Here is a 13,647-nt window from a genome sequence, read left to right as displayed (position 1 = left end):
GTGCGCCGGTCCTGGGCGCGGTGCTGCTGGGGCTCGCCTTCCTGTTCGAGGCGCGCGGGCGCAGCAGGGGTGACCGGAAGGGGAAGCGCGGGTCAGTCGGCGACGGTGACGAAGACGGCGGTGCCCGGCAGGTACCGCCCCCGCAGCGGGCTCCAGCCGCCCCACTCCTGGGTCAGGCCGTCGGGCCACTCGGGTTCGACCAGGTCGACCAGTCGGAAGCCCGCTGAGGTCAGCTCGCGGACCCGGTCGCCCATGGTGCGGTGGTGCTCCACGTAGACGGCGCGGCCCCGCTCGTCCTGCTCCACGTAGGGGGTGCGGTCGAAGTAGGAGGAGAGCGCCGTCAGCCCCTCGGGGCCGGGTTCGTCCGGGAAGGCCCAGCGGATCGGGTGGGTGACCGAGAAGACCCAGCGCCCTCCGGGCCGCAGCACCCTGCGCACCTCGCGCATCAGCAGCGCGGTGTCCGCGGCGAACGGCACCGCCCCGTAGGCGGAGCAGGCCAGGTCGAAGCTGGCGTCGGCGAACGGCAGTACGGTGGCGTCGGCCTGGACCAGCGGGACCGGGCGGAGGCCGAGGTCCTCGTCGATCCGTCGCGAGTGCTGGAGCTGACGGTACGACAGGTCCAGGGCGACCGGCCGGGCCCCCTGGGCGGCCAGCCAGCGCGAGCACTGGGCGGCGCCGGCGCCGATCTCCAGGACGGTGCGGCCGCGCAGCGCGGCCGGATCGCCGAGCAGCCGGGCCTCGGCCTCGTCCAGGCCCTCGGGGCACCAGGTGAATCTGGCGTCGCCGAGGAAGCCGCCGTGCTCGTCCTGGTACTCGTCGGCGTTGCGGTCCCACCAGTGTCGGTTGGCCCGACTGCTCTCGGTGGTCCCGGCCTCGCGGCGGACCGCTTCGCCGTCGTCGTCCCAGGCGGCTGAGGAGCGGTCCGGGGCTGCGTCGCTGTCATGGTGCGTGGTCATCTCACAGGTAGCGTAACCTTGCTCCTGTAGCGTCCGGGAGGCGCCGGAAGGGTCGTCGCGAGAGTGCTGATTTGACCGGTTTGTCCGGTCTGTGTGGGGCTCTCCCGCACTGCGGCATCCCGCATTGACCGTGCATGGCTGTCCCCGTATGCTACAAGTTGCGCTGCGGGCCTGCGCGCCTCGGACGGAGCAGGTCGCGCTCGCATCTGTTGAAGACCCCACAGTCACAGCCCGGGGTATCGGCTTCCAGTAGATCTGGATGTGGCGATACACCGGCTCAACCCTGTCTGGTCCTTGGTGGAGCGATAACGGGTCCCCGGCGCAGTAGTACCTACGACTTCATGTCCGTACCGGAGCCCTTTTCCTAATGACGACCAGCAGCACCGAGGCCCGTACCACCCCGCAGGTGGCGGTCAACGACATCGGCGACGCAGAAGCCTTCCTCGCGGCGATCGACGAGACCATCAAGTACTTCAACGATGGCGACATCGTCGAGGGCATCATCGTGAAGGTCGACCGTGACGAGGTCCTCCTCGACATCGGTTACAAGACCGAGGGCGTCATCCCCTCTCGCGAGCTGTCCATCAAGCACGACGTCGATCCCCATGACGTCGTCAAGGTCGGCGACAACATCGAGGCCCTGGTTCTCCAGAAGGAGGACAAGGAGGGTCGTCTCATCCTGTCCAAGAAGCGCGCTCAGTACGAGCGTGCCTGGGGCACGATCGAGAAGATCAAGGAAGAGGACGGCATCGTCACCGGTACCGTCATCGAGGTCGTCAAGGGTGGTCTCATCCTCGACATCGGCCTCCGTGGCTTCCTGCCGGCCTCGCTGGTCGAGATGCGTCGGGTCCGCGACCTCCAGCCCTACGTGGGCAAGGAGCTCGAGGCGAAGATCATCGAGCTGGACAAGAACCGCAACAACGTGGTCCTGTCCCGCCGTGCCTGGCTGGAGCAGACCCAGAGCGAGGTCCGTCAGACCTTCCTCACCACCCTGCAGAAGGGTCAGGTGCGCTCCGGCGTCGTCTCCTCCATCGTCAACTTCGGTGCCTTCGTGGACCTGGGCGGCGTCGACGGCCTGGTGCACGTCTCCGAGCTGTCCTGGAAGCACATCGACCACCCGTCCGAGGTCGTCGAGGTCGGCCAGGAGGTCACCGTCGAGGTCCTCGACGTGGACATGGACCGCGAGCGCGTCTCCCTGTCGCTGAAGGCGACCCAGGAGGACCCGTGGCAGCAGTTCGCGCGGACCCACCAGATCGGCCAGGTCGTCCCGGGCAAGGTCACCAAGCTGGTTCCGTTCGGTGCGTTCGTCCGCGTGGACGAGGGGATCGAGGGCCTGGTCCACATCTCCGAGCTGGCCGAGCGCCACGTGGAGATCCCGGAGCAGGTCGTCCAGGTCGGCGACGAGATCTTCGTCAAGGTCATCGACATCGACCTCGAGCGTCGCCGCATCAGCCTCTCGCTGAAGCAGGCCAACGAGTCCCTCGGTGCCGACCCGGCCTCGGTCGAGTTCGACCCGACCCTGTACGGCATGGCTGCCTCGTACGACGACGCCGGCAACTACATCTACCCGGAGGGCTTCGACCCCGAGGCGAACGACTGGCTGCCGGGCTTCGAGAAGCAGCGTGAGGAGTGGGAGCGCCAGTACGCCGAGGCGCAGACCCGCTTCGAGCAGCACCAGGCCCAGGTCATCAAGAGCCGCGAGGCCGACGCCGAGGCCGCTGCCGCTGGTGAGGGCGCTGCCCCCGAGGCCGCTGCCGCCGGTGCCGGTGCGGTCTCCGGTGGCTCGTACTCCTCGAGCAGCGACGAGACCTCGGGCGCCCTGGCGACCGACGAGGCCCTCGCCGCCCTGCGCGAGAAGCTCGCGGGCGGCCAGAGCTGAGGCTCTGACCTGCTGCGGTAGGCAGTGAGCAGGACCTGAACAGTGGCCCCACCCGGTTCGTCCGGGTGGGGCCACTGTCGCGTTCATGGCCGCGTTACCCCATCGGTATGCCGTTGCAATATACAAACATCAACATCCTTGGAGCGCAGGCGAACTGATCTTCGCAGAGGCGAGTCCGAAGGGATGATGGATGACGCAGCAGTTGGAGGCAGGCGGGTTCAGCCGCAGGGGGTTCCTGCGGGCGGTGGGGGTCAGCGGCGGGGCCGGGACGATGTTCGCGGCCATGGGCGCCCTGGGCCTGGCGCCCACCGCGACGGCGGCGATGCCGGCGTTCTCGGCGCCGAGCGCCTCGGACTTCCACCTCACCGGCCGCAAGGCGGCCAAGGTCGTGATCCTCGGCGGCGGTGTGGCCGGCCTGGTGTCGGCGTACGAGCTGGGCAAGGCGGGGTACGACTGCACGATCCTCGAACCGCGCAGCCGCACCGGCGGCCGGAACTTCACCGCACGCGCCGGAACCGAGCAGACCGACCTGTTCGGCAACAGCCAGACCGCGCGGTTCGCCGAGGGCCAGTACATGAACTGCGGCCCGGCGCGGCTGGCCCAGTGGATGGTGACGCTGGACTACTGCCGTGAACTCGGGGTCCCCATCGAGGTGTTCACCAACACCAACGCCGACGCCTACATCTACAACGAGAGCTCCGGGATGACGCCCGGGAACCCGGTGCGCTACCGCACGGCCAAGGCCGACACCTACGGCTACGTCAGCGAACTGCTGGCCAAGGCCACCGACAAGGGAGCGCTCGACCAGCAGCTGACCGCGGCCGACCAGGAGCGGCTGCTGGCCTTCCTGGAGGACTGGGGCTCCATCGGCGCCAAGGCGGACGGCTTCGGCTACACCGGCAGCAGCAACCGCGGCTTCAGCACCTACCCCGGCGCGGCCGGGACGCCGGGCACCGAACTGGCGCCGGTGCCGGACGTCTCCTCGGTCTTCGCCTCCGGGGTGGGCCGCTACTTCTCCTTCGAGTTCGAGTTCGACCAGGCGATGCTGATGTTCCAGCCGGTCGGCGGGATGGATCAGATACCGAAGGCGCTGACCCGCGCCGTCGGCGCGCAGAAGGTCAAGCTCGGCTGCCAGGCCACCGGCATCACCGAGACTGGCAGCGGGGTCGAGGTCGCCTACACCGACGCGGCCGGGCGCAGCCGGGCGGTCACCGCGGACTACTGCATCGCGGCGATGCCCCCGCACCTGCTGGCCAAGCTGCCGCACAACCTGGGCAGCGCGGTCCAGGCCGGGCTGGCCTCGATCACCCCGGCCTCGGCCAGCAAGATCGGCCTGGAGTACCGCAGCCGCTGGTGGGAGACCGACCACCGGATCTACGGCGGCATCACCGAGACCGACCTGGACCTCACCCACATCTGGCACCCGTCCTACGGCTTCCACGGCGAACGCGGCGTCATGATCGGCTACTACAACTACGACACCGACGCCGACCGGTACGGCAGGATGACGCCGGCCCAGCGCGAGGCCCGGGCGGTGTCGCTGGGGGAGCGGATCTACGGCTCCAAGTACCGCACCGAACTGGCCTCCTCCTTCTCGCAGTCCTGGCGCTTCATCCCGCACCTCGAGGGCGCCTGGCACAACCTGCCCGACAACAGCCCCGACGCGGCGGTGCTCAAGCCGCTGGTGGAGCCGGCCGGGCGGGTGCTGTTCGCCGGGGACTGGCTCTCCTACATGGACGCCTGGCAGCACGGGGCGATCCTGTCCGCGCGCAAGGCGGTGACCGCGCTGCACAGCCGGGCGCTCAAGAGCTGAGCATGAGCGCGCACTGAGGATCGAGCTGCGCGGGGACTCCGTCCGGGCGGTCGGGCGAAGTCCCCGCGCAGCTCACGGCAGGTGGGGGCGGCGGGGGCAGATGAAGGGGATCAAAAGGGATATCAGGGTGTTCTCACCGTGATTCTGGCCATAGTCTGAGTTACTTCCTATTCAGCTGGATATGGGCGAAAGTTCCAGGAACCCCTCTTCCTGACGCAAGGCGCCCTCTCCATGCACGCACCCTTCTCCCGTGTCGGCGGACCCTTCGCCGCCGTGGGGCGCTTCAGTCATCGGCGCCGGCGCTGGGTGCTGCTCGCCTGGGCGCTGCTGATCGCGGTCGGTCTGCTGTTCGGCACCAAGGTCTTCGACACCGCCGCGCCGACCGCTGCCGCCGCCGGGTCCGAGTCCGCGACCGGGACCGCGCTGCTGGCCTCGGCCAGCTCGTCGGACCTCAGCATCACCGCCCTGGTGGACGGGAAGTCGGTGGACGACTCCGCGGTACGGGCGGCGGTGACCGCCGCGGCCGTCGACCTCTCGCACATCGCCGGGGTCACCGGGGTCACCGACGCCTACAACGGCGGCGGTACGGCGCTGAGGTCGAGCGACGGCACCGCGAGCCTGGTCGAGGTCCAGCTCGACACCGCCGGCAAGAGCACGGTGGCCGCGGTCTCCCAGCGCCTGGAGGCGATCGGGTCCGCCTCGGGGACCACGGTCGACCTCGGCGGCACCCAGGTCCTCAACGCGCAGGTGCAGCAGCAGACCCAGAAGGACACCGAACTGGGCGAGCTGGTGACCCTGCCGCTGACCCTGCTGGTGATGGTGCTGATCTTCGGCGGCTTCCTGGCCGCGGGGCTGCCGCTGATCGGGGCGGTCGGTTCGATAGCCGGGGCGTTCCTCGCCCTGCTGGGCTTCAGCCGGATCATGCCGATGGACACCAGCGTGCTACCCATCGCCACGGTGCTGGGGCTCGGACTGTCGATCGACTACGCGCTGCTCATGGTCAACCGCTTCCGGGAGGAGCGCGGCCACGGCGCCGACGTGGCGGCCGCGGTGGAGCGCAGCTGTGCGACCGCCGGACGCACCATCACCTTCTCGGCGGTGACCGTGGCCGCCGCCCTGTCCGGGCTGTTCGTCTTCGTCAGCCCGATCTTCCGCGCCGTTGCGGCGGCCGGGGTCAGCGTGGTGGTGATCACGGTCCTGTCCGGGCTGACCCTGGTCCCGGCCCTGCTGGGGTTCGTCGGCGGGCGGATCAAACCGCTGCCGGCCGGCCGGAACCCCGACGACGGGGTCTTCGCCCGGACCGTGCGCCGGGTGCAGCGCCGTCCGCTGCCGGTGGCGATCGGGGTCACCGTGCTGCTGCTGGCGCTGGCGGCGCCGTTCGCGACCGCGCATGCGCAGAGCGCCGGGGCGGACGTGCTGCCGAAGTCCTTCAGCAGCCGGGTGGTCGCGGACGCGCTGGAGAGCCGCTTCCCGGCGCAGCAGCAGGCGGCGGTCACCGTCGCGGTCCAGGGCTCGACGGCGCAGGTCGAGAGCTATGCGGCCGAGGTACGCACGCTGCCGGGCGTCACCGGTGCGACGGTGGCGTCCGTCGGCGACGGGCTGGTGAGCGTCGCGGTGAGCGTGGACGGCGGCACCCAGGGCAGCACGGCGCAGCGGGTGGTCGGCGAGCTGCGGGCCGACCGCGGCGGGCTGACCACCTGGGTGACCGGCGACGCCGCGACGGTGGTCGACTTCAAGCACGAGGTGTCGACCCGCGGGCCGTGGGCGCTGGGACTGGTGGTGGGCGCGACGTTCCTGCTGCTGTTCCTGATGACCGGCTCGCTGCTGGTGCCGCTGAAGGCGCTGCTGACCAACCTGCTGTCGCTGGGGGCCTCGCTCGGGGCGATGACCCTGGTCTTCCAGGACGGCTGGTTCAGCGGGCTGCTGGGGTTCACCCCGACCGGCGGGTTGGAGGCGTGGATCCCGGTCCTGGTGTTCGCGTTCGCCTTCGGCCTGTCCATGGACTACGAGGTGTTCCTGCTGGCACGGATCAAGGAACTGCACGAGGAGGGCCATCGCTGCCGCAAGGCGGTGGAGCTCGGGGTGCAGCGCAGCGGACGGATCATCACCTCGGCCGCGCTGCTGATGGTGGTGGTCTTCGCCGGGTTCTCCACCGGGAGCATGCTGGACATCAAGGAGATCGGCCTGGCGCTGGCGGTCGCTGTGCTGGTGGACGCCACGCTGGTGCGGATGCTGCTGGTGCCGGCCACGATGACGCTGCTGGGCCGGGCGAACTGGTGGGCGCCGGGCTGGCTGCAGCGGTTCCACGCCAGGATCGGGCTGCGCGAGGGACAGACCCTGCCGCCGCTGCGGGCCGGCTGGGGGACGCTGGGCAAGGCACTGCTGCCGCCGCAGAGACCGCCGCAGCGGGTGTCCGAGCCGATGCGGGGCGGCTCGGTCTAAGCTGCCCGCATGCTGAAGGTGGGACTGACGGGCGGGATCGGTGCGGGCAAGAGCGAGGTGTCGCGGCTGCTGGCCTCCTACGGGGCGGTGCTGGTCGACGCCGATCTGATCGCCCGTGAGGTGGTGGCGCCGGGGACGCCCGGGCTGGCGCGTGTCGTCGCCGAGTTCGGGCCGGAGGTGCTGCTGCCGGACGGCGGGCTGGACCGGCCGAAGCTGGGGTCGATCGTGTTCGCGGACCCGGCGCGGCTGGCGGCGCTGAACGCCATCGTGCATCCGCTGGTGCGGGACCGCTCCGCAGAGCTGGAGCGGCGGGCCGGGCCCGGCGACGTGCTGGTGAACGACGTTCCGCTGCTCGCGGAGAACGGGCTGGCTAAGGTGTTCGACCTGGTGGTGGTGGTCGACGCGGCGGAGGGGACCCGGCTGGACCGGCTGGTGCGGCTGCGCGGGATGCCCGAGAAGGAGGCGCGGGCCAGGATGGCGGCGCAGTCCTCGCGCGAGGACCGGCTGGCGATCGCCGACCTGGTGATCGACAACGACGGCCCGCTGGAGGCGCTGGAGCCGCAGGTCCGCGAGGTGTGGGCAGAGCTGCGGCGTCGGGCGCAGCGGTCGTAGGAAGGTCCAAAAGGGTAAACAATCTGTTGACGCTGCATGTGGATGGTTCTACGTTTCGTTGAAACGCCGTCACGGATCGCCGTTCGGACGACCGTTCGACCCATCCTGCCCGCAGGCCGTCCCCTGCCTCAGGTCCTCCCTTTCTGTGGACTCACCTACCTGGAGGCATCAACGTGGATACCTCGCGCCCGGACGCGGCACCTGCACCAGCCGTCCATCCCGTGGACGAACTCCTGCCCGCACCCAAGCTGATCGCCTATGCGCTGCAGCACATCGCCGCGATGTACGCCGGGGTGGTCGCGCCGCCGCTGATCGTGGGGGCCGCGGTGGGGCTGTCGGCCACCGAGCTGACCGTGCTGATCGGCGCCGCACTGCTCACCTCGGGGCTGGCCACCCTGCTGCAGACGCTGGGGGTGTGGAAGGTCGGCTCGCGGATGCCGTTCGTCAACGGCATCAGCTTCGCCGGGGTCGCCCCGATGCTGGCGATCGCCAGGACGACCGACCACGGGCATGCGCTGCCGGTGATCTACGGCTCGATCCTGGTCGGGGGTGCGGCGATCTTCGTGGCCGCGCCGTTCTTCGGCAAGCTGGGCCGGTTCTTCCCGCCGGTGGTGAGCGGGACGGTGATCTGTCTGATCGGTCTCTCGCTCTTCCCGGTCGCCTTCGGCTGGGTGACCGGCAGCGACCCGGCGGCCAAGGACTACGCCTCGGTGTCGCGGGTGCTGCTGGGCGGCACCACGCTGGTGGTGGTGCTGGTGCTGAACCGGTTCCTGACCGGGTTCCTGCGCAGCATCGCGGTCCTGCTGGGGCTGGTCGTCGGCACGCTGCTGGCCATCCCGTTCGGGCTCTTCGACGCCTCGGCGCTGAGCGGCACGCCGGTGTTCGCGGTGCCTTCGCCGTTCCACTTCGGGGCGCCGGAGTTCCAGGCCGGCGCGATCGTCTCGATGCTGATCGTGATGGTGGTCTCGATGACCGAGAGCACGGCGGACATGCTGGCGCTGGGCGAGGTCGTCGAGATGCCGGTCACCGAGGACACCATCGCGGCCGGGCTCCGCGCGGACGGGGCGGCGACGTTCGTCGCTTCGGTGCTGAACGGGTTCGCGGTGTCGGCGTTCGCCCAGAACATCGGGCTGATCGCGCTCACCCGGGTGCGGAGCCGGTACGTGGTCGCGGTGGGCGGGGTCGTGCTGATCCTGCTGGGACTGTTCCCGGTCGCCGGGGCGATCGTCTCGATCGTGCCGCAGCCGGTGCTGGGGGGCGCGGGGTTCGCGCTGTTCGGGACGGTGGCGGCCAGCGGGATCAAGACGCTGGCGCGGGCCGGGCTGGGGGACAGCAACAATCTGCTGATCGTGGCGGTGGCGCTGGGGTTCGGGGTGCTGCCGATCGCGTCGCCGAACTTCTGGGTGCGGTTTCCGGAGGTGGTGCAGACGGTGATGGGGTCGGGGATCAGTGCAGGATGCCTGGCCGCTATCGCTCTGAATCTGTTCTTCAACCATCTGGGGCGGCGGGACGTTGAGGTTGTGCCGGAGGAGCGGGAGATGGGGGCGGAGCCGACGTTGGTGCACTGACGGTTTGGTGGCGGGTGCGGGTTGTTGCATGGTTGGTCGCGCAGTTCCCCGCGCCCCTGACGGGGCTGCAACTGATCCACAGCGGTTCAGTTGCAGCACCCCAGGGGCGCGGCCAGCCTGCTACGGCCTGTGGTCGATCGCCCTGCCGATCCACGCCGAGTGCGGTGGCAGGGTGATTGACGGTCCATCAGGGATGCTGGCGGGGAAGGCGGCCAGGGTCTCCACCGACGGGGTGTCCAGCGGGACGGTACGGGGTTCGTGGGAGAGGTTCACCGCTGTGCGGTAGCGGCCGCGGTGGAGGACCAGCCAGCGGTCGGTCTCGTCGAAGGTGACCTGGACCGTCGAGAGGTCGGGGTCGGTGAACTCCGGGTGGGCCCGGCGCAGGGCCAGCAGGGTGCGGTACCAGGCCAGTAGTTCGGCGTGGGGCTTGCGGTGCGGTTCGGTCCAGTCGAGCTTGGAGCCGAGGAAGGTCGCCGCGGCCTGCGGGTCGGGGACCTCCTCGGGGCGCCATCCGTGCCCGGCGAACTCGCGGCGGCGGCCGTTGCGTACCGCCTCGGCCAGGTCCGGGTCCTGATGGTCGGTGAAGAACTGCCAGGGGGTGCGCGCGCCCCACTCCTCGCCCATGAAGAGCATCGGGGTGTAGGGGGAGGTGAGCACCAGGGCCGCACCCGCCGCCAGCAGGCCGGGATCGAGCTCGGCGGAGAGGCGGTCGCCGAGGGCGCGGTTGCCGATCTGGTCGTGGGTCTGCAGGTAACCCAGCAGCCGGTGCGCCGGGATGCGGTGCACCGGCAGCGGCCGGCCGTGGCTGCGCTCCCGGAACGAGGACCAGGTGCCGTCGTGGAACCAGCCCCGGGTCAGGGTCTTGGCGAGACCGGCGATCGGACGGGCGGCGAAGTCGGCGTAGTAGCCCCGGGCCTCGCCGGTGAGTGCGGCGTGCAGGCTGTGGTGGAAGTCGTCGCTCCACTGGGCGGCCAGGCCCAGGCCGCCGGCCTCGCGGGCGGTGATCAGGCGCGGATCGTTGAGGTCCGACTCGCCGATCAGGAACAGCGGCCGTCCGGTCGCGGCGGCCAGCGCGTCCACCGCGGTGGACAGTTGCTCCAGGAAGTGCACGGCCCGGCTGTCGACCAGGGCGTGCACGGCGTCCAGGCGCAGCCCGTCGATGCGGTAGTCGCGCAGCCAGGCCAGGGCGCTGTCGACGAGGTAGCGGCGGACCTCGTCCGAGCCGGGCGCGTCCAGGTTCACCGCCGAGCCCCAGGGCGTGTGGTGACGGTCCGTGAAGTACGGGCCGAAGCGCGGGAGGTAGTTCCCGGACGGCCCGAGGTGGTTGTGGACCACGTCCAGGACGACGCCGAGGCCGCGGCGGTGGGCGGCGTCGACGAAGCGCTTCAGGCCCTCCGGGCCGCCGTAGGGCTCGTGCACGGCCCACAGGGAGACGCCGTCGTAGCCCCAGCCGTGGTTCCCCGGGAAGGGGCACACCGGCATCAACTCGACCAGGTCGACGCCGAGTTCGACCAGGTGGTCCAGGCGGGCCGCGGCCGCGTCGAAGGTGCCCTCCGGGGTGAAGGTGCCGATGTGCAGCTCGTAGATGGTGCTGCCGGGCAGCGCGCGGCCCTGCCAGGGGGTGGCCGACCAGGAGAAGGCGGAGTGGTCGGTGAGCTGGGAGGGGCCGTCCGGGCCGTCCGGTTGGCGGGGCGAGCGCGGGTCGGGGAGCAGGGTGGCGTCGCCGTCCAGCCGGAAGCCGTAGCGGGAGCGGGACGGGTCGGCCGGGGCGGTGGCCTCCCACCAGCCGGGGCGGGCCCGGTTCCGGGCCATGGCGGTGGTGCTGCCGTCGACCTCTACCTCGACGCGGTGGGCTGTGGGGGCCCAGAGCTCAAAGCGGTGCGGCATGGGTCAGGGCTCCTGGGGGGTGCGGACCAGCAGGGCGACGGGCAGGTGTGCCAGCAGGGAGGCGAGGGGGACCTCGCCGGTGCGGGTGGGGCCTTCGGTCAGGGCGTCGGTCCATTCTCCCGGTGGGAGGGGGAGGGTGGCGCCGTTCCAGCCGGTCTGTTCCAGGCGGGAGGGCAGGCGGGTCGCCAGGGCCAGGACGTTGTCCCCGCGGAGGTAGGCGATGGCGTTGTCGTGGGTGGGGATGGGGGTGTAGGAGCTGGTGAAGGACTCGGGGTGGGTGCGGCGGAGGTGTAGGGCCGTGGTGGTGACGTGGAGTTTTTCTGGTGCGGGGGGTGCTTGGTTGCTGTTCGCGCAGTTCCCCGCGCCCCTGGAGGAAAAAGCGACCGGGTGGCGGTTGTCGGGGTCCACCAGGGTGTGCAGGGGGTGTTCGCTGCCCTGGTAGAGGTCGGGGACGCCGGGCATGGTGAGGTGCAGCAGTGTGGCGGAGAGGGTGTTGCTGCGTTCGTAGGGGGCCAGGCGGGCGGTGAAGGCGGCGATGCGGGCGGCGAGTTCCGGAGTGCCGGGGACGGCTCGGGCGAAGTCCTCGACGGCGCGCTCGTAGTCAGCGTCCTGGGTGGTCCAGCTGGTGCGCAGCTTGGCCTCGCGGACGGACTTGAGGGCGGTGGCGGCCAGCCGGTCGGCGTCGATCGGCCAGGCGGCCAGGGCGGTCTGCAGGATCAGGTAGGCGGCGTTGGCGTCGCCGTCGGGGGGCGGCAGCAGCTTGGTCCAGGCTGCCAGTTCGGTGCGCCACTCGTCGGGCAGCTCGGCCAGTACGGCCAGGCGGGCCCGGGCGTCGGCGCTGCGCTTGGTGTCATGGGTGGAGAGCACCGTCATCGCGGCCGGGCGGTCGCGCTGCATCCGGGCGCAGTAGGCGTGGAACTCGGTGGGCGTGAGGCCGGGACTGCCGGGGTCGCCGCCGACCTCGTTGAGCGAGAGCAGCGGGTAGCGGCGGTAGAAGGCGGTGTCCTCGACGCCCTTGGCAGCGACCACGGAGGCGGTCTGGGCCAGCCGGATCCGGAACTCGTCCTTGACCGGGCTGCGGCCGTAGCGGCCCAGGGCCAGGTCCCTGACCAGGTCGGCGGTGGCGGCGTGGTGGGCCGGCAGCAGGGTGCGGGCGGTGGCGGCGGCGCCGGTGAGCCGTTCGATGTCGGCGGGGGTGTCCGGCTCGCCGGGGACCGGGTAGGGCCGGTAGACCGGGTAGGCGGCCAGGGTCGCGGCTATCGCCTGGCGCAGCGCCCAGACCGGATGGTCCCGCAGTTCGGGGGCGTCGTCCGCGCATATCGCCGTGGCCAGCCGGGTGAGCCGGCTCACCTCGGCGGCCAGCGCGCCCTCCGGGGCCGTCATCTCGCTGCGGCCGCGCCGCGCGGCGGCGGTGGCGCTGTCGACCGGGGTGCCCAGGTGGTCGGCGTAGACGGCGGTGAGGGCCGCTGTGCCGGGGCCGTCGGTGAGCACGCCGTCGATGCGGCGCAGCGCGTCGTAGCCGGTGGTGCCGGCGCAGGGCCAGTCGTGCGGGAGCTCCTCGTCACCGGTGAGGATCTTCTCGACCGCGACGTACGCCCCGCCGGTGGCCTCGGCCAGCCTGGCCAGGTAGCCGCGCGGGTCGGCCAGGCCGTCCGGGTGGTCGATGCGGAAGCCCTCGACGACGCCCTCGGCGTGCAGCCGCAGCAGCACCTTGTGGGTGGCCCGGAACACCTCGGGGTGCTCGACCCGGACGCCGACCAGGTCCGAGACGGTGAAGAAGCGCCGGTAGTTCAGCTGGGTGCGGGCCATCCGCCACCAGGCCAGCCGGTAGAACTGCTGGTCGAGCAGGTCGGCGAGCGGGAGCTGCTCGGTGCCCGGTCGCAGCGGGAAGGCGTGGTCGTAGTAGCGCAGCACCGGCTCGCCGTTCCAGCTGTCGGTCTTGAGGTGCGGCAGTTCGGCGCCGAGGCGGTCGGCGAGGACGGGCAGCAGGATCCGGCCGGCCCCGGCCGCCCAGTCGACGTCGAACCAGGACGCGGTCGGGGACTGCGGGCCCTCGCGGAGCAGCTGCCACCAGGCCGGATTGCGGTGGGCCGGGACCGGGGCGGCCATGTGGTTCGGCACGGCGTCCACGATCAGGCCCAGTCCGTGGGCGCGGGCGGTGACGGACAGGGCACGCAGCCCCTGCTCGCCGCCGATCTCCTCGCGGACCCGGCTGTGGTCCACCACGTCGTAGCCGTGGGTGGAGCCCGTCACGGCCTCCAGGACCGGGGAGAGGTGCAGGTGGGACACGCCCAGCCGGGCCAGGTAGGGGACTGCCCGCCCGGCCTCGGCGAAGCCGAAGCCGGGTTGGAGCTGCAGTCGGTAGGTGGCCGTCGGGGGCGGCTGGGGGCTCGGGAGGTCGCCCCCCGGGAGGTGGGGCACCTGTGCGGCGGTCATGCCCCACGCTTACCCCGTTCGGGGCCGTCGCACGACCCCGAAGGGCCCACCCGG

General features: G+C 71.4%; 8 protein-coding genes. 5 read left to right on the top strand and 3 right to left on the bottom strand.

Annotated elements, in window-relative coordinates; translation table 11 throughout:
* Nucleotides 1–92: 92 nt before the first annotated feature.
* Complete coding sequence (locus ABUW04_RS34325) at nucleotides 93–956, bottom strand: class I SAM-dependent methyltransferase (protein WP_030248232.1); 864 nt, start codon at nucleotides 954–956, stop codon at nucleotides 93–95.
* Between the two features lie 367 nt (nucleotides 957–1,323).
* Here ABUW04_RS34325 and rpsA point away from each other — a divergent pair, with 367 nt between their 5' ends.
* From rpsA to ABUW04_RS34300, 5 genes are all read left to right on the top strand, one after another.
* Nucleotides 1,324–2,835, top strand: coding sequence for a 30S ribosomal protein S1 (rpsA, locus tag ABUW04_RS34320; RefSeq protein ID WP_030248229.1), 1,512 nt, complete (start codon nucleotides 1,324–1,326; stop codon nucleotides 2,833–2,835).
* Between the two features lie 271 nt (nucleotides 2,836–3,106).
* Nucleotides 3,107–4,648 (top strand): flavin monoamine oxidase family protein, encoded by a 1,542-nt coding sequence (locus tag ABUW04_RS34315; protein ID WP_380568373.1) that lies wholly within the window; start codon nucleotides 3,107–3,109, stop codon nucleotides 4,646–4,648.
* A 231-nt stretch (nucleotides 4,649–4,879) separates the two neighbouring features.
* Nucleotides 4,880–7,090 (top strand): MMPL family transporter, encoded by a 2,211-nt coding sequence (locus ABUW04_RS34310; RefSeq protein ID WP_380568338.1) that lies wholly within the window; start codon nucleotides 4,880–4,882, stop codon nucleotides 7,088–7,090.
* A gap of 9 nt (nucleotides 7,091–7,099) precedes the next feature.
* Nucleotides 7,100–7,702 carry a dephospho-CoA kinase gene (gene coaE, locus ABUW04_RS34305; protein WP_380568337.1) on the top strand — a complete coding sequence of 201 codons (603 nt, stop codon included), beginning with the start codon at nucleotides 7,100–7,102 and terminating at the stop codon, nucleotides 7,700–7,702.
* 221 nt (nucleotides 7,703–7,923) lie between these two features.
* A complete protein-coding gene (locus tag ABUW04_RS34300) occupies nucleotides 7,924–9,270 on the top strand; it encodes a nucleobase:cation symporter-2 family protein (protein ID WP_380568336.1) in 1,347 nt (448 codons plus the stop codon).
* Nucleotides 9,271–9,390: 120 nt separating this feature from the next.
* Here ABUW04_RS34300 and treZ read toward each other — a convergent pair whose 3' ends face one another.
* Complete coding sequence (gene treZ / locus ABUW04_RS34295; protein ID WP_380568334.1) at nucleotides 9,391–11,157, bottom strand: malto-oligosyltrehalose trehalohydrolase; 1,767 nt, start codon at nucleotides 11,155–11,157, stop codon at nucleotides 9,391–9,393.
* 3 nt (nucleotides 11,158–11,160) lie between these two features.
* Nucleotides 11,161–13,593: a malto-oligosyltrehalose synthase gene (gene treY, locus ABUW04_RS34290; protein WP_380568333.1), complete on the bottom strand. Its 2,433-nt coding sequence runs from the start codon at nucleotides 13,591–13,593 to the stop codon at nucleotides 11,161–11,163.
* Nucleotides 13,594–13,647: the final 54 nt, after the last annotated feature.

It is taken from the genome of Streptacidiphilus jeojiensis (assembly GCF_042510965.1).
Lineage (GTDB): Bacteria > Actinomycetota > Actinomycetes > Streptomycetales > Streptomycetaceae > Streptacidiphilus > Streptacidiphilus jeojiensis.
This window is presented reverse-complemented; position numbering and strand designations above follow the sequence as displayed.

Coding starts and splice junctions, on each gene's coding strand:
- ABUW04_RS34325 (WP_030248232.1), bottom strand. CDS start 956: ATGACCACGCACCATGACAGCGACGCAGCCCCGGACCGCTCCTCAGCC.
- rpsA (WP_030248229.1), top strand. CDS start 1,324: ATGACGACCAGCAGCACCGAGGCCCGTACCACCCCGCAGGTGGCGGTC.
- ABUW04_RS34315 (WP_380568373.1), top strand. CDS start 3,107: ATGTTCGCGGCCATGGGCGCCCTGGGCCTGGCGCCCACCGCGACGGCG.
- ABUW04_RS34310 (WP_380568338.1), top strand. CDS start 4,880: ATGCACGCACCCTTCTCCCGTGTCGGCGGACCCTTCGCCGCCGTGGGG.
- coaE (WP_380568337.1), top strand. CDS start 7,100: ATGCTGAAGGTGGGACTGACGGGCGGGATCGGTGCGGGCAAGAGCGAG.
- treZ (WP_380568334.1), bottom strand. CDS start 11,157: ATGCCGCACCGCTTTGAGCTCTGGGCCCCCACAGCCCACCGCGTCGAG.
- treY (WP_380568333.1), bottom strand. CDS start 13,593: ATGACCGCCGCACAGGTGCCCCACCTCCCGGGGGGCGACCTCCCGAGC.